This is a genomic window from Klebsiella sp. M041 (assembly GCF_059759695.1).
On sequence record NZ_JCAXWU010000004.1, the window covers coordinates 20,291 to 47,166 of the forward strand.

At 58.7% G+C, this 26,876-nt stretch carries 28 protein-coding genes; 5 read left to right on the top strand and 23 right to left on the bottom strand.

The window, feature by feature from the left end; genetic code table 11:
• Positions 1-6: 6 nt before the first annotated feature.
• The 5 genes from nagK to AC6CWS_RS05705 form a co-directional block, all read right to left on the bottom strand.
• Positions 7-918, bottom strand: a complete 912-nt coding sequence (gene nagK, locus AC6CWS_RS05685; RefSeq protein ID WP_023289153.1) for an N-acetylglucosamine kinase — start codon at positions 916-918, stop codon at positions 7-9.
• 48 nt (positions 919-966) lie between these two features.
• The gene (gene lolE / locus AC6CWS_RS05690) at positions 967-2,211 is read right to left on the bottom strand and encodes a lipoprotein-releasing ABC transporter permease subunit LolE (protein ID WP_023289152.1); all 1,245 of its coding nucleotides are present in this window, start codon (positions 2,209-2,211) and stop codon (positions 967-969) included.
• Entirely contained in the window at positions 2,211-2,912 is a 702-nt protein-coding gene (gene lolD, locus AC6CWS_RS05695; protein ID WP_032452447.1) for a lipoprotein-releasing ABC transporter ATP-binding protein LolD, read from the bottom strand. The genes lolE and lolD overlap by 1 nt, the downstream gene beginning before the upstream one ends.
• Complete coding sequence (lolC, locus tag AC6CWS_RS05700; RefSeq protein ID WP_065882127.1) at positions 2,905-4,104, bottom strand: lipoprotein-releasing ABC transporter permease subunit LolC; 1,200 nt, start codon at positions 4,102-4,104, stop codon at positions 2,905-2,907. Before lolC ends, lolD begins: the two co-directional genes overlap by 8 nt.
• A gap of 133 nt (positions 4,105-4,237) precedes the next feature.
• Entirely contained in the window at positions 4,238-4,369 is a 132-nt protein-coding gene (locus tag AC6CWS_RS05705; protein ID WP_032428740.1) for a hypothetical protein, read from the bottom strand.
• Positions 4,370-4,408: 39 nt separating this feature from the next.
• Between AC6CWS_RS05705 and mfd the strand changes: the two genes are divergently transcribed.
• Positions 4,409-7,855 (top strand): transcription-repair coupling factor, encoded by a 3,447-nt coding sequence (mfd, locus tag AC6CWS_RS05710; RefSeq protein WP_032452446.1) that lies wholly within the window; start codon positions 4,409-4,411, stop codon positions 7,853-7,855.
• A 165-nt stretch (positions 7,856-8,020) separates the two neighbouring features.
• Positions 8,021-8,974 (top strand): L,D-transpeptidase LdtC, encoded by a 954-nt coding sequence (ldtC, locus tag AC6CWS_RS05715; RefSeq protein ID WP_023289149.1) that lies wholly within the window; start codon positions 8,021-8,023, stop codon positions 8,972-8,974.
• A 128-nt stretch (positions 8,975-9,102) separates the two neighbouring features.
• Here ldtC and bhsA read toward each other — a convergent pair whose 3' ends face one another.
• Positions 9,103-9,360, bottom strand: coding sequence for a multiple stress resistance protein BhsA (gene bhsA / locus AC6CWS_RS05720; RefSeq protein WP_002900788.1), 258 nt, complete (start codon positions 9,358-9,360; stop codon positions 9,103-9,105).
• A 133-nt stretch (positions 9,361-9,493) separates the two neighbouring features.
• Here bhsA and AC6CWS_RS05725 point away from each other — a divergent pair, with 133 nt between their 5' ends.
• Positions 9,494-9,613, top strand: coding sequence for a hypothetical protein (locus tag AC6CWS_RS05725; protein ID WP_044522093.1), 120 nt, complete (start codon positions 9,494-9,496; stop codon positions 9,611-9,613).
• On the top strand, positions 9,610-10,245 hold the full coding sequence (locus AC6CWS_RS05730) for a TetR/AcrR family transcriptional regulator (protein WP_023289148.1): 636 nt from the start codon (positions 9,610-9,612) through the stop codon (positions 10,243-10,245). The genes AC6CWS_RS05725 and AC6CWS_RS05730 overlap by 4 nt, the downstream gene beginning before the upstream one ends.
• Before the next feature lie 52 nt (positions 10,246-10,297).
• Here AC6CWS_RS05730 and AC6CWS_RS05735 read toward each other — a convergent pair whose 3' ends face one another.
• Positions 10,298-10,420 carry a hypothetical protein gene (locus AC6CWS_RS05735; protein ID WP_004140642.1) on the bottom strand — a complete coding sequence of 41 codons (123 nt, stop codon included), beginning with the start codon at positions 10,418-10,420 and terminating at the stop codon, positions 10,298-10,300.
• Positions 10,421-10,488: 68 nt separating this feature from the next.
• Here AC6CWS_RS05735 and AC6CWS_RS05740 point away from each other — a divergent pair, with 68 nt between their 5' ends.
• A complete protein-coding gene (locus AC6CWS_RS05740; RefSeq protein ID WP_065881729.1) occupies positions 10,489-12,678 on the top strand; it encodes a TonB-dependent siderophore receptor in 2,190 nt (729 codons plus the stop codon).
• 57 nt (positions 12,679-12,735) lie between these two features.
• Here AC6CWS_RS05740 and AC6CWS_RS05745 read toward each other — a convergent pair whose 3' ends face one another.
• From AC6CWS_RS05745 to acpP, 16 genes are all read right to left on the bottom strand, one after another.
• Positions 12,736-13,275, bottom strand: coding sequence for a glycine zipper 2TM domain-containing protein (locus AC6CWS_RS05745; RefSeq protein WP_002900781.1), 540 nt, complete (start codon positions 13,273-13,275; stop codon positions 12,736-12,738).
• Positions 13,276-13,468: 193 nt separating this feature from the next.
• The gene (locus tag AC6CWS_RS05750) at positions 13,469-14,773 is read right to left on the bottom strand and encodes an NAD(P)/FAD-dependent oxidoreductase (protein ID WP_008805997.1); all 1,305 of its coding nucleotides are present in this window, start codon (positions 14,771-14,773) and stop codon (positions 13,469-13,471) included.
• Positions 14,774-15,017: 244 nt separating this feature from the next.
• Positions 15,018-15,560, bottom strand: a complete 543-nt coding sequence (gene ycfP / locus AC6CWS_RS05755) for an alpha/beta hydrolase YcfP (protein ID WP_002900775.1) — start codon at positions 15,558-15,560, stop codon at positions 15,018-15,020.
• Positions 15,561-15,595: 35 nt separating this feature from the next.
• A complete protein-coding gene (gene nagZ / locus AC6CWS_RS05760) occupies positions 15,596-16,606 on the bottom strand; it encodes a beta-N-acetylhexosaminidase (RefSeq protein WP_074442574.1) in 1,011 nt (336 codons plus the stop codon).
• Positions 16,607-16,629: 23 nt separating this feature from the next.
• On the bottom strand, positions 16,630-17,457 hold the full coding sequence (gene thiK, locus AC6CWS_RS05765; RefSeq protein WP_065881735.1) for a thiamine kinase: 828 nt from the start codon (positions 17,455-17,457) through the stop codon (positions 16,630-16,632).
• Positions 17,438-18,076, bottom strand: a complete 639-nt coding sequence (gene lpoB, locus AC6CWS_RS05770; protein WP_072096711.1) for a penicillin-binding protein activator LpoB — start codon at positions 18,074-18,076, stop codon at positions 17,438-17,440. Before lpoB ends, thiK begins: the two co-directional genes overlap by 20 nt.
• A gap of 21 nt (positions 18,077-18,097) precedes the next feature.
• Positions 18,098-18,472 carry a YcfL family putative periplasmic lipoprotein gene (locus tag AC6CWS_RS05775; protein ID WP_004204572.1) on the bottom strand — a complete coding sequence of 125 codons (375 nt, stop codon included), beginning with the start codon at positions 18,470-18,472 and terminating at the stop codon, positions 18,098-18,100.
• A 4-nt stretch (positions 18,473-18,476) separates the two neighbouring features.
• Positions 18,477-18,833: a purine nucleoside phosphoramidase gene (gene hinT, locus AC6CWS_RS05780; RefSeq protein ID WP_032452442.1), complete on the bottom strand. Its 357-nt coding sequence runs from the start codon at positions 18,831-18,833 to the stop codon at positions 18,477-18,479.
• Positions 18,834-19,094: 261 nt separating this feature from the next.
• The gene (gene ptsG / locus AC6CWS_RS05785) at positions 19,095-20,528 is read right to left on the bottom strand and encodes a PTS glucose transporter subunit IIBC (RefSeq protein WP_002900680.1); all 1,434 of its coding nucleotides are present in this window, start codon (positions 20,526-20,528) and stop codon (positions 19,095-19,097) included.
• A gap of 296 nt (positions 20,529-20,824) precedes the next feature.
• Positions 20,825-21,619, bottom strand: coding sequence for a metal-dependent hydrolase (locus AC6CWS_RS05790; protein ID WP_065881737.1), 795 nt, complete (start codon positions 21,617-21,619; stop codon positions 20,825-20,827).
• A 10-nt stretch (positions 21,620-21,629) separates the two neighbouring features.
• Positions 21,630-22,634, bottom strand: coding sequence for a DNA polymerase III subunit delta' (gene holB / locus AC6CWS_RS05795; RefSeq protein WP_080901296.1), 1,005 nt, complete (start codon positions 22,632-22,634; stop codon positions 21,630-21,632).
• Entirely contained in the window at positions 22,631-23,272 is a 642-nt protein-coding gene (gene tmk, locus AC6CWS_RS05800; RefSeq protein ID WP_023289141.1) for a dTMP kinase, read from the bottom strand. Before tmk ends, holB begins: the two co-directional genes overlap by 4 nt.
• Entirely contained in the window at positions 23,262-24,284 is a 1,023-nt protein-coding gene (yceG, locus tag AC6CWS_RS05805; RefSeq protein WP_023289140.1) for a cell division protein YceG, read from the bottom strand. Before yceG ends, tmk begins: the two co-directional genes overlap by 11 nt.
• Position 24,285: 1 nt before the next feature.
• Positions 24,286-25,095 carry an aminodeoxychorismate lyase gene (gene pabC, locus AC6CWS_RS05810; protein WP_065881741.1) on the bottom strand — a complete coding sequence of 270 codons (810 nt, stop codon included), beginning with the start codon at positions 25,093-25,095 and terminating at the stop codon, positions 24,286-24,288.
• A 125-nt stretch (positions 25,096-25,220) separates the two neighbouring features.
• Positions 25,221-26,462: a beta-ketoacyl-ACP synthase II gene (gene fabF, locus AC6CWS_RS05815; RefSeq protein ID WP_012542241.1), complete on the bottom strand. Its 1,242-nt coding sequence runs from the start codon at positions 26,460-26,462 to the stop codon at positions 25,221-25,223.
• Between the two features lie 89 nt (positions 26,463-26,551).
• Positions 26,552-26,788, bottom strand: coding sequence for an acyl carrier protein (gene acpP / locus AC6CWS_RS05820; RefSeq protein WP_000103754.1), 237 nt, complete (start codon positions 26,786-26,788; stop codon positions 26,552-26,554).
• Positions 26,789-26,876 lie beyond the last annotated feature (88 nt).

Consider the following 26,876-nt stretch of genomic DNA (forward strand, 5'->3'; position numbering starts at 1 on the left):
CTGTGGTTAATGGGTCAGATGAAGGAAGGCCGCACCGCGCATTCCCCCGGCATCGCCGTGACGCGCGCGCTCAATGCGCGGTACCCTGGCGACCGGCAGAAGATGGCGCGGCAATCGCTGCGCCAGCCCTTCGCTAATGGCCGTAAAGTTAGATAATCCACCGCCGAGCACCAGCAAATCCGGGTCGACAATGGTCAGTATATTTCCCAGACACACCGCCAGCAGATCGAGATAGCGCTCCACGTGCGCCTGGGCGCGCGGATCGTGCTGCTGCCACTGCGCCACAATCTCCGGCGAGGTAAGCGGTTGCTGATAAAAATGTTCATACAGCCAGGCGAAACCGCGGCCGGAGAGATAATTTTCAATGCAGCCCAGCTGGCCGCAGCCGCAGCGAAGCAGCGGAAAATCACGCCCGACCACCTCCAGGGCATCCACCGGCAGACGAATATGACCAAACTCGCCGGTGATATAGCTATGTCCGGTAATCGATTTACCGTTCAACACCAGGCCGCCGCCCACGCCGGTGCCGAGGATCAGCCCCATCACCAGCGGGTATTGCGTAAACTCATCGTCCCACGCTTCCGACAGCGCGAAGCAGTTGGCGTCATTATCGAGGCGCACATCGCGCCCCAGTCGCGCGCTGAGGTCGGCGCGCAGCGGCCGGCCGCTGGCGGCAGGCACGTTAGCGGCATACAGCGTGCCGTCCGCCGTTTCCGGCATCCCCGGGATACCGATCCCAACCGTCCCCTGCCGGTCGAAGCGCTCATCGGCCTCGCGGACCAGCGCCTCCACCGCCTGGAGAAAATCCTCATAACTGCTTTTCGGCGTGGCGACGCGTTTTTCCCACTGCAGCCGCCGCTCCTGATTAAATACGCCCAGCGCTATCTTGCTGCCGCCAATGTCAAATCCATAGTACATTTCAGCAATTCCTCTTGTGTCGTCAGCCAGGCCGACGATGACGATAAATTACTGGCCACTCAGCACCCTCGCCGGGTCGATACGGCTGGCGCGGCGGGCGGGATACCAGCTGGCCAGCAAACTCAGCAACAGTGCTGTCACCAGCACATAAAAGACGTCCAGCCAGTGCAGTTCAGACGGCAGGAAGTCAATAAAATAGATGTCGCCGGAGAGGAATTTATGCCCAATCAGGTATTCGATGCCGTTGATGATTGACGTCAGATTCAACGCGCAGATCACGCCGATCACCACCCCGAACAGGCTGCCTACCGATCCGGCTAATAAACCATACCACACGAAAATCGCGCGAATTAAGCCGTCTTTTGCTCCAAGCGTGCGCAGCACCGCAATATCGCCGCTTTTGTCTTTGACCGCCATCACCAGCGTCGAGACGATGTTGAAGCAGGCCACGCCGATCACCAGCACCATCGCCAGGTACATAATGGCGCGGATCATCTGGATATCGCGATACATATAGCCGTAGGTGCCAATCCAGCTCTTGATGTAGACGTAGCTGTTGGTCACCTCGCCAGCGTCGCGCACCAGCTTGTTAGCATGGAAAACGTCGGTGACCTTGATGGCGATGCCGGTCACGCTGCCGCCCATCTCCAGGTACTGCTGCGCATCCTGCATCGGGATCATGGCAAAACTATGATCGAGCTGGCCGCTCAGCTGTAAAATACCGGTCACATGCAGCCTGACGCGTTTCGGCTGCAGCAGTTGATGGTCGGCGTCGGCGTTAGGGATCATGATCGACACCCAGTCCCCCTGCTTCACGTGCAGGGCATCGGCGACCCCTTTACCCAGAATCACCTGCTGTTCGCCGGCCTTGAAGCCGGCCCACGCGTTATTCTGCACAAAGGTGGGCAGCGCGCTGAGCCGGGTTTCCTGCTGCGGGTCGACCCCTTTCACCTGGATGGCGCGCATATTGCTGCCGCTCTCCACCAGGCCGGTGAAGTTAATATAGGGCGCCGCCGCGACAATCCCCTTCACCTTCTGCACCTTCGCCAGCGCCTCCTGCCAGTTATTCCACGGCTGGTTCACGGGTTCAATTTCACCGTGCGGCACCACCGCCAGCACGCGGTGGTTCAGCTCGCGCTCAAAGCCGTTCATCGCGCTGAGACCGACGATCAGCACCGCCACCCCCAGCGCAATGCCGATGGTGGAGATCACCGAGATCAGCGACACCATGCCGCCGCGCCGCCGGCCGCGGCTGAAACGCAATGCAATTAATAACGATAACGGAGAGGCCATTACTCGGCCCCCATCAGGGTCAGGTCGGCGGTCAGGCGGCCATCGCGCATCTCCAGCTGGCGGCTCATCCGCTTCGCCAGCTGCAGGTCGTGGGTCACCACCAGAAACGCGGTGCGCTGCGCGAGGTTCAGTTCGCCCAGCAGCTGGAAGATGCTGTCCGCGTTGCGGGCGTCGAGGTTCCCGGTCGGCTCATCCGCCAATACCAGCCGCGGTTTGTTCACCAGCGCGCGGGCAATCGCCACCCGCTGGCGTTCGCCGCCGGAGAGCTCCGACGGACGGTGATGGCTGCGGTGTTCAAGCCCGACCGCATGCAGCATCGCTTTCGCCTGACGTTCAATGTCCGCCGGCTTCTTTTTGCCAATCAGCAGCGGCATCGCCACGTTTTCCAGCGCGCTAAAGTCCGGCAGCAGATGGTGGAACTGATAGATAAAGCCCAGCTCGCGGTTGCGCAGGTCGGCGCGCGCGGCGGTAGAGAGCTTGCTCATCGGCTGGCCGGAGAAAATCACGTCGCCAGAGGTGGGCGTATCGAGGCCGCCCAGCAGATGCAGCAGGGTACTTTTACCGGAGCCGGAGGTGCCGACGATGGCCATCATCTCGCCTTCATCAATGCTGAAGCTGACATTGTGCAGGACATCGGTTTGCACATTGCCTTCCTGATAGCGTTTGCACAGGTTGTCGCATTGCAGCAGGATCTTATTCATAACGTAAAGCCTCAGCGGGTTGAGTGGCGGCAGCGCGCCAGGAAGGGTACAACGTAGACAACAATGCCAGCGCCATCGCCACCAGGGCGATCACGACGACCTGCAGCGGCTCAATCGCCACCGGCAGCGCCGCGCCGTCAAGGAAGGCGCCGATGATCGGCATTAAATTATTCAACTGGCTGGCCAGCAGCGCGCCAAGCACGGCTCCCAGCAGCGCGCCGACGATCCCGGCGCTGGCGCCCTGCACCATAAAGACGGCCATAATCTGTCGCGGCGTCAGCCCCTGGGTCTGCAGGATCGCCACTTCGCCCTGCTTCTCCATCACCATCATCCCCAGCGAGGTAATAATGTTGAAGGCCGCGACGGCGACGATCAGGCTGAGCAGCAGGCCCATCATATTTTTCTCCATACGCACCGCCTGGAACAGTTCGCCCTTGCGCTCGCGCCAGTCCTGCCACTGGGTGCCCGACGGCAGCGTCTGCTGGCTGAGGGCATCCACTTGCAGCGGTTTATCCAGCCACAGGCGCCAGCCGGTGATATTCCCCAGCGGGTAGCGCATCAAACGGGAAGCGTCGTCGATGTTGGTCAGCATCTGATAACCATCGACTTCGCTGTTGGCGGCGAAGGTGCCGATGACTGTAAACAGACGCTGGCTCGGCACGCGCCCCATCGGCGTAAACTGGCTGGCGGAGGGGACCATCACGCGAATTTTATCGCCGCGATTCACCCCCAGCTGGCCCGCCAGCTGCTCGCCGAGAATCACGTTATATTTGCCCGCCTGCAGATCGCTCTGTTTGACGTTCACCAGGTACGGTGTCAGGGGATCGTTCTGCGCCGGGTCGATGCCCAGCATCACGCCGACCGCCACGCTGCGCGCGCTCTGCAGCACCACGTCGCCGGTGGTGATCGGCGCCACGCGGGTGACGCCCTGGAGTTTCGCCTCGCGCTCCGGCAGCTGTTGGGGATTCACCGAACCCTGTTTGGCGCTAAGAATGGCCTGGGGCATCAGCCCCAGGATGTTGTTTTGCAGTTCGCGTTCAAAGCCGTTCATCACCGACAGGACCGTCACCAGCGCCATGACGCCGAGGGTAATACCGATGGTGGAAAGCCAGGAGACGAAACGACCGAAGCGGTCGGCTGCGCGCCCGCGCATATAGCGCAGGCCGATAAAGAGTGCGGCAGGTTGGTACATGTCATCCATCTGGTTGCTGATAGCCGATTCCCGAGTATATAAGCGATTAGGGGCAGCGTAAATGACTGATACCTGACGACTTTATTAGCAATAATCCTAAAAACCAAGCAAATACAAACGGATAGATAAGTACTTACTTATTAATCTTTACGCTTATCGACAGCGCTGACCTTTCTTCACTCAACACGCGATGGCAATTCGGGTTGGCGAATCCAGACCAATCGCGGATAATCTCACTATTGAATATCAGCGAGTTGCCCTCCATATCGGCAGAGCGAATCCCTAAGAGACCATGAAACCGTCTATGCCTGAACAATATCGATACTCATTGCCGGTGAAAGCCGGTGACCAGCGCCAGCTTGGCGAGTTGACCGGCGCAGCCTGCGCCACCCTGGTGGCGGAGATGGCCGAACGCCACAAGGGCCCGGTGGTGCTGGTGGCGCCTGACATGCAAAACGCGCTGCGTCTGAACGACGAGATCAGGCAGTTCACCGACAGCCTGGTGATGGGGCTGGCGGACTGGGAAACGCTCCCTTACGACAGCTTCTCGCCGCATCAGGACATTATCTCCTCCCGTCTTGCCACCCTTTACCAGTTACCCACTATGCAGCGCGGCGTGCTGATCGTCCCGGTCAGCACGCTGATGCAGCGCGTCTGTCCGCACAGCTTCCTTCACGGCCACGCGCTGGTGATGAAAAAGGGTCAGCGCCTGTCGCGCGATGCGCTGCGCGATCAGCTCGAGGGGGCCGGCTACCGCCATGTCGATCAGGTGATGGAGCATGGCGAATACGCCACCCGCGGCGCGCTGCTCGACCTGTTCCCGATGGGCAGCGACCAGCCCTACCGCCTCGATTTCTTTGACGATGAAATCGACAGCCTGCGCCTGTTCGACGTCGACAGCCAGCGCACGCTGGAGGAAGTGGCGGCCATTAACCTGCTGCCGGCGCACGAATTCCCCACCGACCAGACCGCCATCGAGCTGTTCCGCAGTCAGTGGCGCGACCGCTTTGAGGTGAAGCGCGACGCCGAGCATATCTATCAGCAGGTCAGTAAAGGGACGCTGCCTGCCGGTATCGAATACTGGCAGCCGCTGTTCTTCAGCGAGCCGCTGCCGCCGTTATTTAGCTATTTCCCGGCCAGCACGCTGATCGTCAACACCGGCGATCTCGAGGCCAGCGCGGAGCGTTTCCAGAATGAAGCCCGCGCCCGCTTTGAAAACCGCGGCGTCGATCCGATGCGCCCGCTCCTGCCGCCGGAACTACTGTGGCTGCGCAGCGATGAGCTGTTCAGCGAACTGAAAAAGTGGCCGCGCGTTCAGCTGAAAACCGAGCGCCTGGCCGAAAAAGCAGCGAATACCAACCTGGGCTACCAGACGCTGCCGGACCTCGCCGTTCAGGCGCAAAACAAAGCGCCGCTGGATAATCTGCGCCGCTTCCTCGACGCGTTTGCCGGCCCGGTGATCTTCTCCGTTGAAAGCGAGGGTCGCCGGGAAGCGCTGAGCGAAATGCTGGCGCGGATCAAAATTGCGCCGAAACACCTGCTGCGCCTGGAGGAAGCCACCGGCAACGGGCGCTATCTGATGATTGGCGCCGCCGAGCACGGGTTTATCGACAGCCAGCGCGGCCTGGCGCTGATTTGCGAGAGCGACCTGCTCGGCGAGCGCGTAGCGCGCCGTCGTCAGGATTCCCGTCGCACCATTAACCCTGACACGCTAATTCGCAACCTTGCCGAACTGCATATCGGCCAGCCGGTCGTTCACCTGGAACACGGCGTGGGCCGCTATGCGGGGATGACCACCCTGGAGGCGGGCGGCATCACCGGCGAATACCTGATGCTGACCTACGCCAACGATGCCAAATTATACGTTCCGGTCTCCTCCCTGCATCTTATCAGTCGCTACGCCGGCGGAGCGGAAGAGAACGCGCCCCTGCACAAGCTGGGCGGCGATGCCTGGACCCGGGCGCGGCAAAAAGCGGCCGAGAAGGTACGCGACGTAGCAGCCGAACTGCTGGATATCTACGCCCAGCGCGCGGCGAAAGCCGGGTTTGCCTTTAAACACGACCGCGAACAGTATCAGCTGTTCTGCGACGGTTTCCCGTTTGAAACCACGCCGGATCAGGCGCAGGCGATCAACGCCGTCCTCAGCGATATGTGCCAGCCGCTGGCCATGGACCGCCTGGTGTGTGGCGATGTGGGCTTCGGCAAGACCGAAGTGGCCATGCGCGCCGCCTTCCTCGCCGTGGAGAACCACAAACAGGTGGCGGTACTGGTACCGACCACCCTGCTGGCTCAGCAGCACTATGACAACTTCCGCGATCGTTTCGCCAACTGGCCGGTACGCATCGAAATGCTCTCCCGCTTCCGCAGCGCTAAAGAGCAGGCGCAGATCCTCGAGCAGGCCGCGGAAGGCAAAATCGATATCTTGATCGGCACCCATAAGCTACTGCAGAGCGAGGTGAAGCTGCGCGATCTGGGGCTGCTGATCGTCGACGAAGAGCACCGGTTTGGCGTGCGGCATAAAGAGCGCATCAAAGCGATGCGCGCCGATGTCGATATCCTGACCCTCACCGCCACGCCGATCCCGCGAACGCTGAACATGGCGATGAGCGGGATGCGGGATCTGTCGATCATCGCCACGCCGCCGGCGCGCCGCCTGGCGGTAAAGACCTTCGTTCGCGAATACGATGCGCTGGTCGTGCGCGAGGCGATCCTGCGTGAAACGCTGCGCGGCGGTCAGGTTTACTACCTGTTTAATGACGTCGAGAACATCCAGAAAGCCGCCGACAAGCTGGCGGAGCTGGTGCCTGAGGCGCGGATCGCCATCGGCCACGGTCAGATGCGGGAGCGCGAGCTGGAGCGGGTGATGAATGACTTCCATCACCAGCGCTTCAATGTGCTGGTGTGCACCACCATCATCGAAACCGGGATCGACATTCCCACCGCCAACACCATCATTATCGAACGCGCCGACCACTTTGGCCTCGCCCAGCTGCACCAGCTGCGCGGCCGCGTTGGCCGCTCCCATCACCAGGCCTATGCCTGGCTGCTGACGCCGCACCCGAAGGCGATGACCACCGATGCGCAAAAGCGCCTCGAAGCCATTGCCTCGCTGGAAGATCTTGGCGCCGGCTTTGCGCTGGCGACCCACGATCTGGAGATCCGCGGCGCCGGGGAGCTGCTGGGCGAAGATCAGAGCGGTCAGATGGAGACCATCGGCTTCTCCCTGTATATGGAGCTGCTGGAGAATGCGGTAGATGCCCTGAAAGCCGGGCGCGAGCCGTCGCTGGAAGATCTCACCAGCCAGCAGACGGAAGTCGAACTGCGCATGCCTTCCCTGCTGCCTGATGATTTCATCCCCGACGTCAATACCCGTCTGTCGTTCTATAAGCGCATTGCCAGCGCCAAAAACGAACAGGATCTGGAGGAGATCAAAGTCGAGCTGATCGATCGTTTTGGCCGGCTGCCCGACGCCGCCCGCAATCTGCTGGATATCGCCCGTCTGCGTCAGCAAGCGCAGAAGCTGGGGATCCGTAAGCTGGAGAGCAATGAAAAAGGCGGCGTGATCGAATTTAACGAGAAAAACAACGTCAATCCGGTGTGGTTGATCGGCCTGCTGCAGAAGCAGCCGCAGCACTTCCGCCTGGACGGGCCGACGCGCCTGAAGTTCATGCAGGATCTCGAGGAGCGTAAGACGCGGATGGATTGGGTTCGCCAGTTCATGCGCCAGCTGGAAGAGAACGCCGTCGCCTGATCGCGGGGGAGATACGGCCGGTACGCCGTATCTCCCTTTTCACATATCTGGCAATCTTTACAAACATTTTGCAATCCGCCTGGATTTCCCCACACAGACTCACGCCATAATCTCATCTCCTTTTTCATATAAAAATAACCAGTTATATATTTTGGAGTTATGGTAATGAGAAACCGTTTCCCCCTGGCGCTGGCGCTGGTCGCGCTGGTTGCCGCGCTGGCGCTGCCTGCGCGCGCTAACACCTGGCCCCTTCCCCCGCCGGGCAGCCGGCTGGTGGGGCAGAATCAGTTCCATGTGGTGCAGGATAACGGCGGTTCGCTGGAGGCGATTGCCAAAAAGTACAATGTCGGCTTTCTGGCCCTGCTGCAGGCGAATCCCGGGGTAGATCCCTATGTTCCGCGCGCCGGCAGCGTGCTGACTATCCCCCTGCAGACGCTGCTGCCCGATGCGCCGCGCGAAGGGCTGGTGATCAACCTTGCCGAACTGCGCCTCTACTATTACCCGCCGGGCAAGAATGAAGTGACCGTCTACCCGATCGGCATCGGCCAACTGGGCGGAACCACCATCACACCGACGATGGTCACCACCGTGTCCGACAAGCGGGCTAATCCGACCTGGACGCCAACCGCCAACATTCGCGCGCGTTACAAAGCGATGGGGATTGAGCTGCCGGCGGTGGTGCCTGCCGGTCCTGACAACCCGATGGGCCATCACGCTATCCGCCTTGCCGCCTATGGCGGAGTCTATCTCCTGCACGGCACCAATGCCGATTTCGGCATCGGCATGCGCGTCAGCTCCGGCTGTATTCGTCTGCGCGACAACGATATCAAGGCGCTGTACAACGCGATCTCGCCGGGCACGAAGGTGAATATTATCAACACGCCGATTAAGGCGTCGGTGGAGCCGGACGGCCGCCGTCTGGTCGAAATCCACCAGCCGCTGTCTGAGCATATCGATGACGACCCGCAGACCCTGCCTATTACGCTTAACGCGGCCATGAAGGCGTTCAAACAGGCGCCGCAGACCGACGGCACGGTAATGGAGCGCGCGATGAATTACCGCTCGGGCATGCCCATTGACGTTACCCGTCATGCCGACCCTGGTCCGCAGTCGCTGTAACCTCACGCTGCAGAAAACAAAAAACCCGCCTGACGGCGGGTTTTTTGTTGGCAAGGGTCAAACAGGGGTACAACAGGGTCTTACTCATCGCTGACCGGTGAAGGGGGCCGGGCAGCGACGCATCGGGTTTACTTGTAGATAACCGCGGTACCGTGAAGAGTATTCGGACCGGTTACCGAAGTAATACGGTATGAGGTGGCGCCCATTTCATCCGCTTTCTGCGCCAGCTGGTCTTCCAGCGACCCCAGGTTAGTCCCTGCGGACGCAGAGATGGTGCCCACTTTATGCTGGCCGGCTGGGGTGGACTGCACCTCAACAGCGGCAAAGCTGGCGAAAGAGAGGGAGCTAAGCACGGCGGCAATAGCCAGAGTATTAACGGTTTTCATGATTATTATACCTATGCAGATGAATTTTATAGTAGGGTCGTAAGCATTAACTTAACGATCGATAGGTAAATAATAATGTGATCTAAGTCACACGTCAACGCATTTTTATAACGATCGTTTAACTATTTATAAAATGCTTAATTTTCATACGCATATGAATTATTTATTTTTGAACCAACAGCGCTGGCCCCGGCGATCGTTTATTTTTATAATGGCCATTCACCAAACCAACATAGGTACAACGGCATCATGACAACTGACGTTCAAAGTTGCGCCAAAAAAAGCCGTGGCCGACCGAAGGTGTTCGACAGGGATGCGGCGCTGGACAAAGCCATGACACTCTTCTGGCAGCACGGCTATGAGGCGACCTCGCTCGCCGATCTGGTCGAGGCGACAGGAGCAAAAGCCCCCACCCTGTATGCGGAATTTGTGAATAAAGAAGGACTGTTCCGCGCAGTATTGGATCGTTACATTTCGCGCTTTGCCGCGAAGCACGAAGCCGTGCTGTTTGCTGAGGGAAAAACCGTCGATCGGGCGTTGCGCGACTACTTCACCGCGGTCGCCACCTGCTTTACCAGCAAAGAGACGCCGGCCGGCTGCTTTATCATCAATACCTCCGCCGCGCTGGCCGCCTCCTCGACGGATATCGCCAACACCATCAAATCCCGCCATGCGATGCAGGAGCAGGCACTAACCCAGTTTCTGCAGCAGCGGCAAGCGCAGGGCGAACTGCCCGCGGGCCGCGACGTGGCGCAGCTCGCGCAGTTTCTCAACTGTGTCCTGCAGGGGATGTCCATCAGCGCACGGGAAGGCGCCGATTTCGACAAACTGATGCAAATCACTGACACCACTCTCCGTCTCTGGCCGCTGGTCCTCGAGTCCTGAAGCGCCCCGCTTCCGGCGGTATTCTGCCGCCGGAACCGCCCGCCGTTTCGCTTTACCCCCACAAAATAGATTGATTTTTATTACCTTTTCTCGCGCAAGATAAACGCAAATGATATTGATTGCGATATTCATTATGTGCAAAATCCTTTTTTGAGTTTTTCCAGATGTTTCGCATTGTAACGAATACCGGCCGACGCCGGCCCATAACAACGACAAAGCAACTTGCTCATAAAAGGAATGGATATGAAAAAGCGCCTCTGGGTGCTCCACCCTCTGCTGCTGGCCAGCGCGCTGCCTGCGCTGGCGGCTCAGTCTGATGAAGACAGCATCATCGTTAGCGCGAACCGCACCCACCGTACCGTGGCCGAGATGGCCCAAACCACCTGGGTCATTGAGGGCCAGGAGATTGAGCAGCAGGTCCAGGGCGGGAAAGAGTTCAAAGACGTGCTGGCTCAGCTGATCCCGGGCATCGATGTCAGCAGCCAGGGGCGCACCAATTACGGGATGAACATGCGCGGGCGCGCCATCGTCGTGCTGATTGACGGCGTCCGGCTCAACTCCTCACGCACCGACAGTCGCCAGCTCGACGCCATCGATCCGTTCAACATCGAACATATCGAAGTGATCTCCGGGGCGACCTCACTGTACGGCGGCGGCAGTACCGGCGGACTTATCAACATCGTCACCAAAAAAGGGCAGCAGGATCGGCAGGTCGATCTTGAGGTGGGCAGCAAGAGCGGGTTTGCCAACAGCAACGATCATGATGAGCGCGTCGCGGCGGCCGTCAGCGGCGGGACAGACCACGCGTCCGGGCGTTTATCGGTAGCCTATCAGCGTTTCGGCGGCTGGTACGACGGCAACAACGATGCGCTGCTCCTCGATAACACCCAAACGGGGCTCCAGCACTCCGACCGTCTGGACGTCATGGGAACGGGGACGATCGAGATCGACGACAACCGCCAGCTGCAGCTGGTCACCCAGTATTATAAAAGCCAGGGCGATGATGACTATGGCCTGTGGCTCGGAAAGAATATGTCCGCGGTGACCAGCGGCGGCAAAGCGTACACCACCGATGGGCTCAATTCCGATCGTATCCCCGGCACCGAGCGCCATCTGATCAGCCTCCAGTACTCCGATGCCGACTTCTTCGGTCAGAATCTGGTGAGCCAGGTGTACTATCGCGATGAATCCCTCACCTTCTATCCGTTCCCGACGCTCAGCAAAGGCCAGGTCAGCAGTTTCTCCTCGTCGCAGCAGGATACCGATCAGTATGGGGCAAAGCTGACCCTGAACAGTCAGCCGCTGGCGGGCTGGGATCTTACCTGGGGTCTCGACGCCGATCATGAGACCTTCAATGCCAATCAGATGTTCTTCGATCTGCAACAATCGCTGGCTTCCGGCGGGCTGCACAACGAATCGATCTACACCACCGGCCGCTACCCGGGATACAGCATCTCCAACGTCGCGCCGTTCCTGCAGTCAAGCTACGATCTGAACGATATCTTTACCATCAGCGGCGGGGTTCGCTACCAGTGGACCGAAAACCGGGTTGACGACTTTGTCGGCTACGCCCAGCAACAGGATATCGCCAACGGCAAAGCGCGCTCCGCCGACGCCATCAAAGGCGGCAAAACCGATTATGACAACTTCCTGTTTAACGCCGGGATCGTCGCCCATCTGACCGAGCGTCAACAGACCTGGTTTAACTTCTCGCAGGGCGTTGAGCTGCCGGATCCGGGTAAATACTATGGCATCGGGAAATACGGCGCCGCGGTCAATGGTCATCTGCCGCTGCTCTCCAGCGTCAACGTCGATGACTCGCCGCTGCAGGGGATCAAAGTTAACTCGTATGAGCTGGGCTGGCGCTACACCGGCGATAACCTGCGTACCCAGCTGGCGGCGTATTACTCGACTTCGGATAAGACCATCGTGGTCAACCGTACCGACATGACCATCGATGTTCAGTCCGACAAGCGGCGTATTTACGGCGTTGAGGGGGCGGTCGATTACTTTATTCCGGACAGCGAGTGGAGCGTCGGCGGCAACTTCAACGTGCTGAAATCACAGGTGCAGACCGATGGCCGCTGGCAAAAATGGGACGTCACCCTCGCCTCGCCGTCCAAAGCCACCGCCTGGGTAGGCTGGGCGCCGGATCCGTGGAGCCTGCGCGTGCAGAGCCAGCAGGTGTTTGACCTCAGCGACGCCGCCGGCAACAAGCTGGAAGGCTATAATACCGTCGATTTTATCGGCAGTTACGCGCTGCCGGTGGGGAAACTGACCTTCAGTATCGAAAACCTGCTTAACGAAGATTATGTCACCATCTGGGGCCAGCGCGCGCCGCTGCTCTACAGCCCAACCTACGGCAGCTCGTCGCTGTATGAATATAAAGGCCGTGGCCGTACCTTCGGTCTGAATTACGCGTTAACTTTCTGACAAAAAAAGCCCCTCAGCCTGAGCGATTGAGGGGCTAATCATTACACAAATCTGTTTTTAGATTTTGTTGTTCAGGACCAGCTGGCCGTTGTTGTCCAGCGGGATCTGGCTGCCAGGATCGTGATCCATACGGATTTTCCCCTGCTGATCGCCTATCTTATAGGTCACATCGTAGCCCAGCATTTTGTCGGATTTGTCATACACCGTTTTGCAGCGCTGCTGCGTGGTGGTGTAGGTGTCATTATCCTGCATCGCGCCCTGGATCTGGTTACCGGCATAGCCGCCGCCCAGCGCGCCCACCACCGTCGCCACGCTGCGTCCGTGACCGCCGCCGAACTGGTGGCCAATCACCCCGCCCGCCACCGCGCCCAGCACGGAACCGGCGATGCGGTTTTCATCCTGTACCGGACGACGATGGGTCACGGTGACATTGCGGCATTCCTGGCGCGGCGTTTTCACGGTTTCTTTAATCGGTGTACTGGAGACCACTTGCGCATACTGCGGGCCGCGATCTAACACGTTGAGACCAGCGACAGCTGCAACGCCCAGCGCGGCAGCCACGCCTATCCCTATACCCGCCAACATAGATTTATTCACGGGAGATCCTCCTTTGTTGCTGTTGATACAATTTTGCAACCGGACCCGGCAAGGCGCAAATCAGATAGCGGATGAAAAGTGCGAGAATTCGCTGCAAATCAAAGGGATTCAGAGGATTCCGAGCGGGATCCCCGCCGGTTCAGCAGAAGAGCCCGGAGGCGCCGCCAGGGCGCGCTCCGGGTCGCGATAGCGATTAGTGCAGCTTGAGACGCGGGCGAATGATGCGGTTGATGCGGCCAACCAGCATCATCAGGCCGGTTTTGAAATAGCCGTGCAGGGCGATCTGGTGCATACGGTACAGGGAGATGTACACGAAGCGCGCAATGCGCCCTTCCACCATCATCGAGCCGCGCATCAGGTTGCCCATCAGGCTGCCGACGGTGGAATAATTGGACAGCGACACCAGCGAGCCATGGTCTTTATAGGTATACGCCTTCAGCGGTTTGCCTTTCATCTGCGCGAGGATGTTATTCAGCGCGCAGGTGGCCATCTGGTGCGCCGCCTGAGCACGCGGTGGCACAAACCCGCCTTCCGGACGGGCGCAGGAGGCGCAGTCGCCGATGGCGAAAATATCCGCGTCGCGGGTGGTCTGCAGCGTCGGCTCAACCACCAGCTGATTGATACGGTTGGTTTCCAGGCCGCCGATCTCTTTCATGAAATCTGGCGCTTTGATCCCGGCCGCCCAGACCATCAGATCCGCTTCAATATATTCGCCATCTTTGGTGTGCAGGCCGCCCGCATCGGCGCTGGTGACCATGGTCTGCGTCAGCACCCGTACGCCCAGTTTGGTCAGCTCATTGTGCGCCGCGCCGGAAATGCGCGGCGGCAGCGCAGGCAGAATGCGTTCGCCCGCTTCGACCAGCGTGACGTTCAGCGCTTCGTTGGTCAGCCCTTTGTAACCGTAGCTGTGCAGCTGTTTCACGGCATTATGCAACTCAGCGGAGAGTTCCACGCCGGTGGCGCCGCCGCCGACGATGGCAATGTTCACTTTACCGTTAGCGCCAAGGTTCGCGGAGTACTTAAGGAACAGGTTGAGCATCTCCTGATGGAAACGACGCGCCTGATGCGGGTTGTCGAGGAAAATGCAGTTCTCTTTCACCCCAGGGGTGTTGAAGTCATTCGAGGTACTGCCCAGCGCCATCACCAGCGTGTCGTACGGCAGTTTACGCTCAGCCACCAGCAGCTCGCCTTTTTCATTGCGCAGTTCGCCGAGGGTGATGGTCTTCCCTTCGCGATTGATATCGACCACCGACCCCAGCTGGAACTGGAAACCGTGATTGCGGGCATGGGCCAGATAGCTCAGCGCATCAACGCCTTCATCCAGAGAACCGGTGGCCACTTCGTGCAGCAGCGGCTTCCACAGATGGCTGTGGTTACGGTCCACCAGGGTGATTTTCGCTTTCTTATGGCGCCCTAACTTTTTCCCCAGCTGAGTTGCCAGTTCCAGTCCGCCTGCGCCGCCACCCACAATTACGATTTTTTTCAATGGCGTAGTCATGTGTACCCCTAAAATTATTAACCAATTGTTAAATAAAAGTTATTAAAATAGCCTTTATTTAACAACAAGTTACGTCAATGAAACCATTCAGCACTGTCGAGAATACCATGAACGGTGCATTGGTCATACCAAAATTGATGTGCATCAAGTTTTGTCGCGTATTTTTTCAGCGAAACCAATAAGTGTAGACATGAAAAAACCCGCGCGGTGAACCCGGCGCGGGTTTGGAGACAGGGGAAAAGGCTTAACCGAGGGTTTTAAACGCTTTCAGCCGCTGCAGGTGCGGCGAGATGTTTTTAAACTTATGGGTCTGCTCTTCATCCCAGATAATTTCATAATAGTGGTGCAGAAGGTCGGCGGAACGCTGGCTGTCCAGCGCTTCGTCCTGCCGGGAAAGCACCACCAGGCAGCGATCGCGGTTCTTCTCGCGAAAGTTGGTCACGCACTTGGTGGCGATGTCAGCATACTCTTCCGGTCGGTCGATTTTGCCTTCCATATTCTCATGCGGAAACAGGTTCGGATTGAACACCGCCTGACGAATATCGCACAGGAAACCAATCCGCTCAGCCCAGTAACCGCCGAGTCCAACGCCGCAGATCAGCGGCCGGTCATCGGCGGTAAGCTGCAGCATTTTATCGACCTCTTTCAGCAAATGCTGCATGTCGTGCTTGGGGTGGCGCGTGCTGTAGCTTATCAACCGCACGTCAGGGTCAATAAACTGCAACTGCATCACCTTCTCGTGGTTACCGGGGCTGTTCGAGTCAAAACCGTGTAAATAGATAATCATCGCATCCTCACCAGACAACAACGCCCCGCAGAGCGTTACGCGGACTTCGCCTCTTGCCAGCGCGCATGAAGCTGCTCCAGCTGGGCACTCACCGTTTTCCAACGGGCTGAATCCCTTAACTCCTGACGGGAAAAGGAACCTTTATGATACAATTTCGTAACACGCTCTGCTTTGATCGGCGACAGGTTATCCAGCACACTGACCGCGCCCTTACGATTATTGCAGACCAGTATCATATCGCAACCGGCGTCGAGCGATGCCTGGCCGCGTTCGGCATAGCTGCCCATGATCGCCGCCCCTTCCATCGACAGATCGTCGGAGAAAATCACCCCGTCGAAGCCCAGCTCGCCGCGCAGCACCGTCTTCAACCAGTACGCTGAACCGCTGGCCGGGCGCGGATCGAGCTCCGGATAAATCACATGCGCCGGCATAATGGCATCCAGACGCTGCTCGGCGATAAGGCTTTTGAATATCGCCATATCGTGGTCGCGGATAATCGATGCCGGACGCGGATCGAACGGGGTTTCTTTATGCGAATCGGCAGTCACCGCCCCGTGTCCCGGGAAGTGTTTGCCGGTGGTTTTCATGCCCGCAGCGTGCATGCCGTCAATGAAGTGACGCGCCATCGTCAGCGCTTTCTGCGGATCTTCATGATAAGAACGTTCGCCGATCGCGGCGCTGATATGGCCGACGTCCAGCACTGGCGCAAAGCTAATATCAATGTCCATGGCGATCATTTCGCTGGCCATCAGCCAGCCGGCCTCGGCGGCCAGTTTGCCCCCCTCTTCCATCCCCAGCAGCGCGGCGAAAGACTGGGCCGCCGGTAAACGGGTAAAGCCTTCGCGGAAACGCTGAACGCGTCCCCCTTCCTGATCGACCGCCACCACCAGATGGTTACGGGAAGCTTCGCGGATCTGGCGCACCAGCTCCCGCAGCTGCGCCGGATCGTGATAATTTCGGGTGAAGAGGATCAACCCTCCCACCAGCGGATGCGCCAGAATCTCTCGCTCTTCCGCATCCAGTTCATACCCTTCAACATCCAACATCACTGGGCCCACACTGACCTCTCTTATCCTTTGCGTTCGTTGTCTAGCTGACACCATGTTTCATCTGCCAGCGTGATAAATTGCCGATCCCCACTCTGCCGCCAGCGCATTTCATACCAGCCCGCCATCAGCAGCAGTACCCACGGACGCCAGCGCGCCACCTGCCGCCATAGCTGCTGCGGGTCGATGGCCGCCCGCCGGGCATACGCCATCACCAGCTGGCGGCGCTCGCCCGGGGCGATCCATACGGCGGCCAGCTCCAGCGCGATATCGCCATCGCCGGCATATTCCCAGTCGATCAGCTTCAAACCGGCGTCGCTGTGGATAATATTGCCGGCATGGACGTCCATATGCAGCGGCGCCAGGCGCAGAGGACGAGGCTCGCCCCGGCGGCACAGCCGCTGATGCCAGCGTAACCAGCGCGGCGTGCGCCGGGCCGGATCGCTCCTCTGCCAGTACTGCGCCAGCAGCGGCCCGAGACTCACACGCCAGCCGAACCGCGGTTGCTGATGCAAATCATACAATAAGCCAGACAGCTGCGGGCAGTCAGGTAACTCGCTTTTCACCTCACCCGCGCAATACTCCACCACCATCCAGCACGGCGAGTAAAACAGGGGGTTGGGCGCCAGCCTGGCAGGCAGCCGGCGCAGCGCGCGATACTGACGGCGAAAATAACAGGCAGCGGCAGACGGGTCGTGCGGCTGACGCAGCACTCGTCGCCGGTCGCCGTCGCTGATAATCACACTGCCGCCGCTGAGGCCGGTCTGGCTCAGCGAGGCGACAGGATGATAGTGGGGAAAGAAGCGCGACAAGAGCTCGTCGCGCGTTAGCTTATTGTTGCTGAACAGCACCTTTACCTGACCAGATAATCTCGCCGGTTTGCACCAGCATCAACTGCATCTTCAGCTCAGGCGCGTTGACGTTGCCGGTGGCATTGGAGTAAAGCACATACTGCGCGCCCACGTTGCGGGCGATGCCCATGGCTTTGCTGCGGCTGCCGAGGCTGTCCTGCGGCGACAGGCCCAGTTGCTGCTTGGCGACCGCCAGCTGCTGCGGTGAAACAAGGGTAAATTTGCCGTTGCCCGCCAGCGCGTTGCGTAACGCGGTGGTAGCTTCTCCGGCATTCAGCGAACCGTTGGTGCGGTTGTTCACGCTGTCAACCAGCAGAATACTGCCGGCATTGACCCCGCCCGCCTGCAGCATCTGTCCCACCATCGGCTGCACCGCGCCGTTCCAGTCATAATGACGCACGCGCGGCGCCGGCTGACCCGACTGCTGATCCTGATGCTCAATCGGTCCTGGCTGTGACGGGACGGATGGCACCGCCGGTACCGTCGGCACCGTGGGCTGCGGCTGCGCAGGCTGCTGCGGCTGCGGTTTGGCCTCTTCTACCGGCGCGGGCTGCTCACGCAGCCCCGCACAGCCTGCGAGGAATATCGCCAGTGCTGTGATTAACGCATAGCGACACATTTTCATCATTATAATTACCCCTTACAGATAAAGATAAAGGCGGGCCTTATGCGCCCCCAGGATATTGGCGCTGCCATACAACGTCACCGAGGAGCGAGCCGGAACCACGATGGTGCGCGGCGCCTCCAGAGGGTGCATCTCCAGCCCTCGGGCGTCATACCAGAAAAAACGATAATGCACGGTGACCGGCTGTTGGCGCTCGTTATACAGCGTAGAGGAGGCGGTGGCCTGGATCTCCGTCGCCACGACGACAGGCTCGCTGGCGCTGATCCCGGCGGCCAGCACGCTCGACTCCATCACCAGCGCCTGCTGGTCAGAAACCGGGATCTCCGGATGTGAACTACATCCGGCCAGCAGCCCCGCCGCCAGACACGCGCCCAAAAGGGTCCTGAGCATGACGTTAGCCTTTGTGCGCCAGCATCGGACCCAGCGGACGACCGCCCAGCAGATGCATATGGATATGGTAAACTTCCTGGCCGCCGTGACGGTTGCAGTTGACGATTAACCGGTAGCCATCGTCGGCGAGGCCTTCATCGCGGGCAATCTTCGCCGCGACGGTCATCATCCGGCCCAGGGCCAGTTCATGTTCAGTGGTAACGTCATTTACGGTAGGAATCAGAACGTTCGGGACAATCAGAATGTGGGTGGGCGCCTGCGGGGAGATGTCGCGAAAAGCGGTCACAAGCTCATCCTGATAAACCATATCCGACGGGATCTCCCGGCGAATGATTTTGCTGAAAATCGTTTCTTCTGCCATGACTGATTCCTTATTAGTTTTATCCCGTACGCTGGCCTGCTTCTGCAGATAAACGCGGACGCACAGGTTCCGGTAAGAGTATGAGCGACATCCTCCCTCTCTTTCAACCTGAAAGCTCTTTTTCTTATTCAACTATAGACTTAGCTGCTGAGGGAATAAGCATTTGGCGGACAGTTTGCGGGGTTATCGCCTCTGGAAGGCCGATCTGGTCACGTAAAAAAGGCAGCCAGTTGGCTGCCTTAGTCTCCCCGATACTACGTCTTAACTGTTACGGATGTACTCATCCATTTCAGTTTTCAGGTTATCGGACTTGGTACCGAAGATGGCCTGTACGCCAGAACCTGCCACTACCACGCCAGCGGCGCCCAGTTTTTTCAGGCCAGCCTGGTCAACTTTCGCTACATCCGCCACGCTAACACGCAGACGAGTAATACATGCGTCGAGGTTGGTGATGTTCTCTTTACCGCCGAAAGCGGCGACCAGAGCCGGAGCCATCTCGCTGGTTGCGCCAGCTTTGCTCTCTTCGGTGGTATCTTCACGACCCGGGGTTTTCAGATCCAGGGCTTTAATCAGCACGCGGAAAATGACGTAGTACACGATCGCATAGCAGATACCGACGATCGGGAACAGCCACAGCTTGCTGCTGTTACCGGACAGCACGATAAAGTCGATCAGGCCGTGAGAGAACGAGGTACCGTCACGCATACCCAGCAGGATACAGATCGGGAACGCCAGACCCGCCAGGATGGCATGGATAACGTACAGGATCGGCGCCACGAACATGAACGAGAACTCGATCGGCTCGGTGATACCGGTCAGGAACGAGGTCAGCGCGGCGGAGATCATGATACCGCCCACTTTGGCGCGGTTTTCCGGTTTAGCAGAGTGCCAAATCGCGATAGCCGCTGCCGGCAGACCGTACATTTTGAACAGGAAGCCGCCAGACAGTTTGCCCGCAGTCGGGTCGCCTGCCATGTAGCGCGGGATATCGCCGTGGAATACCTGACCCGCCGCGTTGGTGTATTCGCCGATCTGCATCTGGAAAGGAACGTTCCAGATGTGGTGCAGACCAAACGGCACCAGGCAACGCTCGATGAAACCGTAGATACCAAACGCCACCACCGGGTTCTGATAAGCAGCCCACTGGGAGAAGGTCTGGATCGCGGAACCGATCGGCGGCCAAATGAAGGAGAGGATCACGCCGGTGAAAATAGCGGCCAGACCAGAGATAATCGGTACAAAGCGCTTGCCCGCAAAGAAGCCGAGATATTCTGGCAGCTTGATGCGATAGAAGCGGTTGAACATGTACGCGGCGATAGCACCGGAGATAATACCGCCAAGCACGCCGGTATCAGCCAGGTGTTTTGCCGCAATCTCGTCAGCAGGTAAATGCAGCACCAGCGGCGCAACCACCGCCATGGTTTTCACCATGATGCCGTAAGCTACGACTGCAGCCAGTGCGGATACACCGTCGTTATTGGTGAAGCCGAGGGCCACACCGATAGCGAAGATCAGCGGCATGTTGGCGAAAACAGAACCGCCTGCTTCTGCCATAACGTGGGAGACCACGGCTGGCAGCCAGCTGAAGTTTGCGGAACCGACGCCCAGCAGGATACCTGCGATAGGCAGTACGGATACCGGCAGCATCAGCGATTTACCGACCTTCTGCAGGTTAGCAAATGCATTCTTAAACATAATTGAGAGTGCTCCTGAGTATTTGGTACTTTTTTACGTTTTCACGCATTGGCCCGGGGGGAGAACCGCGCCGTGGACAGGACATCTAAGCGCCCTTTATTTATTACACAGAGTAAAATAATTAACGGGATGATTGTTTGACGGCTATCACGTTTCAATCAGCCTTCCGGTAAAAATTTACATCAGCTTACATAAGTTGTATCCAGATGTTGCCAAAAAACCTTCACCGCCACTTTTGTGGCGGTGAACTTTACTCGCTTTGGCTATTAATTACGAGCCTTAAAATAATAAGCAGATCAAGCAGGTTGCAAGCGGGCGGGGTCAATGTGGAACAGCGTGGCAAAATTGTCGGTGGTCTGCTGAGCCAGTTGCTCCAGCGACACACCCTTCAGTACCGCCATGTATTCAGCAACGTCACGAACCATCGCCGGCTGGTTCTCTTTGCCGCGATGGGGTACCGGCGCCAGGTACGGCGAATCGGTCTCCACCAGCAGACGATCCAGCGGAACATAGCGCGCCGCATCGCGCAGTTGCTCGGCGTTACGGAAAGTGACGATACCGGAAAACGAGATATAGAACCCCATGTCGAGCAGCTTACCCGCCGTCTCCCTGTCCTCAGTGAAACAGTGTAGTACGCCTCCGCAATCCGTCACCTTTTCTTCACGTAAAATGGCCAGGGTATCGGCGCGAGCGTCACGGGTATGCACGATCACGGGCTTATTCAGCTCCCGGCCGATGCGGATATGGTCACGGAATGAGATTTGCTGCTGGGCTTTGGTTTCCGGGGTATAAAAATAATCCAGCCCGGTCTCTCCCATCGCGACGACGCCCTCTTCCGCCGCCAGCGTGCGCAGCGTCTCCACCTCGTAGGGCTCGTCCTGGTTTAACGGGTGCACGCCACAGGAGAAAACGACATTGTCACGCCTCCCTACCAGCTCGCGCATACTGCGGTAGCCAGGCAGCGTCGTGGCGACCGCCAGGCAAAATTTCACATCGCGCGCGGCCGCTTTTGCCAGCACGTCATCGACGTTTTTGTGCAGAGTTTGATAATCCAGACCATCAAGATGGCAGTGGGAGTCGACTAAAAACATAATGTCTCACTCAGAGGTGGGAGACGGGTAAAACCGTCCCGGGTTGCAGGTAATGTTCCCAGCGCAGCAGGCGCTCGGTGAGCAGCAGTTCGCGGTTGACGCCGACGACGTTCAGCAATTGCTCGCGGCAGGTACAGACATCATGGGCAATCGCCTGCAGCCTGGAGGTGGGCAGACTATGCGCCAGCTGCTCCAGCAGCGGCCAGACATCCGGATTACTCACCAGGGCAATTCCCTGCTGTCGTTTTTGCGCATCGACCAGCAGCGATGCCAGCCAGTGCAGGCGAACCGCCGCCTGTTCATGATTGAGTATCGGCAGCAGCGCCAGCCAGTCACCGCTCGCCAGCGTGGTCGCCAGCGCCTGACACAGCTGCTGTCGCGCCGTCCACTGCGGCTCCTTAAGCAGCTCAAGCGCGGCGGCCGGCGCGCTGGCGCACAGACGTAACGCGGTCAGCAGCGCCTCCTGCGGCAGGTTCACCTCACGCTCCAGCCAGGCCAGGGCATAAGATTCCGTCGGCGGCGACAGGTGGTGCAGGCGGCAGCGACTGCGCAGAGTGGTCAGCAGACGCGCCGGCTCCTCGCAGGCGAGGAAGAACCAGGTATTTTCCGGCGGCTCCTCCAGCGTTTTCAGCAATGCGTTGGCGGCGGCATCGGTCAGCAAGGCGGCATCGCTAATCCATACCACCTTCGCCCCACCGAGGCGCGCGCGCTCATAGAGCTTGTCGTTGACATCGCGCACCGCGTCAATACCCAGCGCGCTCTTGCCTTTCTCGGGGCTCAGCGGGTAGTAATCAGGGTGCGTACCGGCCTGCATCAGCTGGCAACTGTGGCAGTGACCGCAGCTTTTATGCCCTTCGGGCTGGCGGCACATCAGGAAGCGGCACAGCGCATACATCAACGCCTCGCCGCCCATCCCGCTCAGGGATTGTAACAGTAAGGCGTGGTGGCCTCGTCCGGCCTGATAGCTACCGACCAGTTGCTCGAACGAGGGGCGCAGCCACGGATACCATTTCATGCCGGTTGCTCCGCCATCCACTGGACGATCGTGGCGCGAATATCGCGCGCGACGGCATCCAGCGGCTGCGTCGCGTCCACCGTGCGGATAGAAGGATCCGCCGCGGCCAGCTCAAGGTAGCGCGCACGGGTACGATTGAAGAAGTTCATGGACTCCTGCTCAATGCGATCCAGTTCGCCGCGGGCGCGGGCGCGCCGCAGCCCCACTTCCGGCGTGACGTCGAGGTACAGCGTCAAATTAGGTCGAAAATCGCCGAGAACGGCATCACGCAGCGTCGCCAGCATCGTGCGGTCAATCCCCCTGCCGCCGCCCTGATAGGCCTGAGTGGAGAGATCGTGACGATCGCCGATCACCCACTGGCCGCGAGCCAGAGCAGGCTTAATCACGGTCTCCACCAGCTGGACGCGCGCCGCGTAAAACATCAGCACTTCCGCTTTATCGTTAATCACTTCATCGCCCGTAGACTGGATATCCAGCACCAGGCTACGCAGTTTTTCGGCAAGGATTGTGCCCCCCGGCTCACGGGTAAACACCATATCGTGAATACCTGCCGACTGCAGCGTCTCCACCACCAGTTGACGTGCGGTGGTCTTCCCGGCGCCCTCCAGCCCCTCGATGACGATATAGTTACTGCGCATTTTTTTCCTTAAGTACTTTCAGATAGTCCTGCACCGCGCGGTTATGGCTGACCAGGTTTGTGGTAAACGTATGGCCCCCTTTCCCGTCGGCGACAAAATAGAGGTATGGCGTTTTCGCCGGATGGGCGGCCGCCTTCAGCGACGCTTCGCCCGGCACCGCAATAGGGCCTGGCGGCAGGCCGCTGATGGTATAGGTATTGTACGCGGTCGGCGTCTCCAGATCCTTACGCGTTAACTTACCATTATACCCTTCGCCCATCCCGTAGATCACCGTTGGATCGGTCTGTAAACGCATGCCGATGCGCAGGCGGTTGATAAACACCGACGCGACGCGATCGCGCTCTTCCGCCACCGCGGTCTCTTTCTCAATAATCGAGGCCATGGTCAACAGCTGATTCTGATCGTCATAGGGCAGATTATCCATCCGTCCTTCCCAGACCTTCGCCACTTCGGTGACCATTTTCTGATGCGCGCGCTTGAGGATGGCGATGTCGCTGGTATTGGCGGTGTACATCCAGGTATCCGGCCAGAACCAACCTTCCACCCAGTCGGCGTGGTCAAGACCTAAAGCCTTAGCCACCGTCGCGTAGCTATCGTCTTCAAGCGTGTGCTTCACGTAGGGGGCATCGCGCAGCTGACGAAGGTAGTCGCTGACGCGCATGCCTTCGACAAAGCGCAACGGAAACTGCGCCTCTTTGCCGCTGGCCAGCAGCTGCAGCATTTCGCGCACCGTCATTTGCGGCGTGAAGCGATAGGTCCCGGCTTTGAAGTGAGACAGCTCAGGCTCCATCCGCAGCAGCCACTGGAACACGCGCGGACGATTGATCACCTTCTCACGATAGAGATCCTGCCCCAGCGCCAGCCGGCCGGTGCCGGCTTCGAGGGTAAAGATGGTCTCTTCTTTAATCAGCAGCTTGCTGTCCGCCAGTTGGCGTACCTTCCACATTCCTGCCGCCGCGGCGATGCCCAACAGCACGACCAGCAACAGGATAAAACGTAACATTTTCTTCATACTAACCAGACAGCTCACACAAAGGGGCTAAAAAATGGTAAAGCTCGCGAGAGGACCAGACGGTCTCCTCCCAGCGACGAACCGGCACCAGCGGCATAAGCGCATTGCAGATCAGCACTTCATCGGCCTCCCGCAACGTCTCGGGACGCGCTGTCACTTCGACAACGCGAAACGTCGATGGTGCCAGCTGCGCGATACAACGCTGCCGCATTATGCCGTTGACCCCGGCATAATCGAGTCGCGGAGTAAAGACATCCCGTCCCTGACGCCAGAATAAATTCGCGGCACAGCATTCCGTAAGCCACCCGTCACTGTCAAGGACCAGCGCCTCATCGGCGTCCGTCTGTTCAAGATGAGAGCGGATCAGCACCTGCTCCAGACGATTAAGATGCTTCAGACCGGCCAGCCAGGGGTTGCGCCCCAGGGGCACCGGGCTCCGGGTCAGGGTAATGCCCTCCTCCCGCCAGCGCGCGTAGTGCGCCGGAAGCGAAGAGACGCTCAGAATGCGGGTGGGCGACGCGCAGCCCGCCGTGCTGTATCCCCTCCCCCCGACGCCGCGGGTGAGAACCACCTTAAGCACACCCAGGGCGCGCGGCCGAGCCAGGCGCTGCATCTCGTCGCTCAACGTCAGCCAGTCGTCAAATGGGATGCGTAATTTTTCGCAGGTCGTCTGCAAACGCTGCAGATGGGCGTCCAGTAACGCAACCTGCCCGTGCTGTATACGGGCGGTGGTAAAACAACCGTCGCCAAACTGGACGGCGCGATCGTTCGCCGCCAGCGTGTCCTGTTCAACGCCATTTATCAAGAACATAAAGGACTCCTTTTCACAGGTCGGTGAGTGTCTCAGGACACGGAGCAGAGGACAAGCGGAGAAAGCCGAATAAAAAAGGCCCGACGAACGGGCCTTTTGTTAAAGCAGTACCGGGGCAAGCCCTGTCACACTTTTTTGAAGATCAGCGAACCATTAGTGCCGCCGAAGCCGAAGGAGTTGCACAGGGTGTACTCCATACCGGAAACCTGACGCGCTTCGTGCGGAACGAAGTCGAGGTCGCAGCCCTCATCCGGGTTGTCGAGGTTGATCGTCGGCGGAACCGCCTGATCGCGCAGCGCCAGGATAGAGTAAATCGACTCTACCGCCCCTGCCGCGCCCAGCAGATGCCCGGTCATGGATTTGGTGGAGCTCACCATTACGCGGCTCGCCGCATCGCCGAAGACAGACTTAACCGCCTGCGCTTCCGCTTTATCGCCAGCCGGCGTCGAGGTGCCGTGGGCATTGACGTAGCCGATCTGGCCCGGTTCGATGCCCGCATCGCGAATGGCATTCACCATCGCCAGCGCGGCGCCCGCGCCATCTTCCGGCGGTGACGTCATGTGGTAAGCATCGCTGCTCATGCCGAAGCCGACGATCTCGGCGTAGATTTTCGCGCCGCGTTTTTTCGCATGCTCGTACTCTTCCAGCACCACCATGCCCGCGCCGTCGCCCAGCACGAAGCCGTCGCGATCTTTATCCCACGGACGGCTTGCCGCCTGCGGGTTGTCATTGCGCGTGGAGAGCGCCCGCGCTGCGCCAAAGCCGCCCACGCCAAGCGGGGTACTGGCTTTTTCCGCACCGCCTGCCACCATCGCATCGGCATCGCCATAGGCGATGATGCGCGCAGCCTGACCGATGTTGTGCACGCCTGAAGTACAGGCGGTCGCGATGGAGATACTTGGTCCACGCAGACCAAACATGATAGTCAGATGCCCGGCCACCATGTTAACAATTGTGGAGGGAACGAAGAATGGGCTGATCTTACGCGGTCCACCGTTGACCAGCGAACTGTGGTTTTCTTCGATCAAGCCGAGGCCGCCAATACCGGAGCCGATCGCGGCGCCAATACGGGTAGCATTCTCTTCCGTCACTTCAAGGCCAGAATCCTGCATGGCCTGAACGCCAGCGACAATTCCATATTGAATGAAGGCATCCATCTTGCGCTGCTCTTTGCGCGAGATGATGTCATCACAGTTAAAATCCTTTACTAAGCCAGCAAATTTCGTTGCATAGGCGCTAGTATCGAAATGGTCGATCAGGCTGATGCCACTCTGACCGGCAAGGAGAGCTTTCCAGGTAGACTCTACGGTATTGCCGACAGGAGACAACATGCCCAGTCCGGTCACAACTACACGACGCTTAGACACGTTTGTCCTCCAGGGAGGGAAAATAGATTCTTGTGGGACAAAAAAAAGATAAAACTCAGGCGGTCGAATGACCGCCTGGAGATGTTCACTTACGCCTGGTGGCCGTTGATGTAATCAATGGCAGCCTGAACGGTGGTGATTTTCTCAGCTTCTTCGTCCGGAATCTCAGTATCAAACTCTTCTTCCAGAGCCATTACCAGCTCAACGGTGTCAAGAGAATCAGCGCCCAGGTCTTCAACGAAGGAAGCATTGTTGGTAACTTCTTCCTGCTTAACGCCCAGCTGCTCGCCGATAATTTTCTTAACGCGTTCTTCGATAGTGCTCATACTCTTAAATTTCCTATCAAAACTCGCTTTCGCGATGGTTTTCGTAGTGTATAAAATGTTGAAAAATTTGCAACTAAATCCCGGCAGG

Excerpts from the sequence above, each read along its gene's own strand:
- hinT (WP_032452442.1), bottom strand. The coding sequence starts at position 18,833 with ATGGCAGAAGAAACGATTTTCAGCAAAATCATTCGCCGGGAGATCCCG.
- AC6CWS_RS05735 (WP_004140642.1), bottom strand. The coding sequence starts at position 10,420 with ATGCGAAACATCTGGAAAAACTCAAAAAAGGATTTTGCACATAATGAA.
- yceG (WP_023289140.1), bottom strand. The coding sequence starts at position 24,284 with ATGAAGAAAATGTTACGTTTTATCCTGTTGCTGGTCGTGCTGTTGGGC.
- holB (WP_080901296.1), bottom strand. The coding sequence starts at position 22,634 with ATGAAATGGTATCCGTGGCTGCGCCCCTCGTTCGAGCAACTGGTCGGT.
- ldtC (WP_023289149.1), top strand. The coding sequence starts at position 8,021 with ATGAGAAACCGTTTCCCCCTGGCGCTGGCGCTGGTCGCGCTGGTTGCC.
- lolE (WP_023289152.1), bottom strand. The coding sequence starts at position 2,211 with ATGGCCTCTCCGTTATCGTTATTAATTGCATTGCGTTTCAGCCGCGGC.
- lolD (WP_032452447.1), bottom strand. The coding sequence starts at position 2,912 with ATGAATAAGATCCTGCTGCAATGCGACAACCTGTGCAAACGCTATCAG.
- pabC (WP_065881741.1), bottom strand. The coding sequence starts at position 25,095 with ATGTTCTTGATAAATGGCGTTGAACAGGACACGCTGGCGGCGAACGAT.
- AC6CWS_RS05775 (WP_004204572.1), bottom strand. The coding sequence starts at position 18,472 with ATGCTCAGGACCCTTTTGGGCGCGTGTCTGGCGGCGGGGCTGCTGGCC.
- AC6CWS_RS05705 (WP_032428740.1), bottom strand. The coding sequence starts at position 4,369 with ATGGAGGGCAACTCGCTGATATTCAATAGTGAGATTATCCGCGATTGG.
- AC6CWS_RS05750 (WP_008805997.1), bottom strand. The coding sequence starts at position 14,773 with ATGACTACGCCATTGAAAAAAATCGTAATTGTGGGTGGCGGCGCAGGC.
- acpP (WP_000103754.1), bottom strand. The coding sequence starts at position 26,788 with ATGAGCACTATCGAAGAACGCGTTAAGAAAATTATCGGCGAGCAGCTG.
- ptsG (WP_002900680.1), bottom strand. The coding sequence starts at position 20,528 with ATGTTTAAGAATGCATTTGCTAACCTGCAGAAGGTCGGTAAATCGCTG.
- tmk (WP_023289141.1), bottom strand. The coding sequence starts at position 23,272 with ATGCGCAGTAACTATATCGTCATCGAGGGGCTGGAGGGCGCCGGGAAG.
- AC6CWS_RS05790 (WP_065881737.1), bottom strand. The coding sequence starts at position 21,619 with ATGTTTTTAGTCGACTCCCACTGCCATCTTGATGGTCTGGATTATCAA.
- AC6CWS_RS05725 (WP_044522093.1), top strand. The coding sequence starts at position 9,494 with ATGCTTAATTTTCATACGCATATGAATTATTTATTTTTGAACCAACAG.
- AC6CWS_RS05730 (WP_023289148.1), top strand. The coding sequence starts at position 9,610 with ATGACAACTGACGTTCAAAGTTGCGCCAAAAAAAGCCGTGGCCGACCG.
- nagK (WP_023289153.1), bottom strand. The coding sequence starts at position 918 with ATGTACTATGGATTTGACATTGGCGGCAGCAAGATAGCGCTGGGCGTA.
- mfd (WP_032452446.1), top strand. The coding sequence starts at position 4,409 with ATGCCTGAACAATATCGATACTCATTGCCGGTGAAAGCCGGTGACCAG.
- lolC (WP_065882127.1), bottom strand. The coding sequence starts at position 4,104 with ATGTACCAACCTGCCGCACTCTTTATCGGCCTGCGCTATATGCGCGGG.
- ycfP (WP_002900775.1), bottom strand. The coding sequence starts at position 15,560 with ATGATTATCTATTTACACGGTTTTGACTCGAACAGCCCCGGTAACCAC.
- nagZ (WP_074442574.1), bottom strand. The coding sequence starts at position 16,606 with ATGTTGGATGTTGAAGGGTATGAACTGGATGCGGAAGAGCGAGAGATT.
- lpoB (WP_072096711.1), bottom strand. The coding sequence starts at position 18,076 with ATGTGTCGCTATGCGTTAATCACAGCACTGGCGATATTCCTCGCAGGC.
- bhsA (WP_002900788.1), bottom strand. The coding sequence starts at position 9,360 with ATGAAAACCGTTAATACTCTGGCTATTGCCGCCGTGCTTAGCTCCCTC.
- AC6CWS_RS05740 (WP_065881729.1), top strand. The coding sequence starts at position 10,489 with ATGAAAAAGCGCCTCTGGGTGCTCCACCCTCTGCTGCTGGCCAGCGCG.